The following is a 211-nucleotide window of genomic DNA, read 5'->3' as shown; positions in this document are numbered from 1 at the left end:
CGGCACGACGTTCCTGCAGGCCAGGACGGCCAACGAGGTTCTAAAGGCGCAGGAACGCCGTCTGCGGCTGCAAAAGTTGAAGGGTGAGCTCATCGACCGGGCCCGCGCGCTGTCGCTGGTGTTTCGGCTGGCGCGGCAGGAACGCGATGTCTGGGTCAACTGGCCTGTACGGGCTGCCGCGTTGATGGCGGCGGAACTGGGTGTCGAGCCA

Annotated in this window: 1 pseudogene; it reads left to right on the top strand. The window is 66.4% G+C overall.

Annotated elements, in window-relative coordinates:
• A pseudogene (locus E1297_RS00070) lies at window positions 1-211 on the top strand (hypothetical protein); the annotation flags it as partial.

Source organism: Roseibium sp. RKSG952 (assembly GCF_009711355.1).
This window is presented reverse-complemented; position numbering and strand designations above follow the sequence as displayed.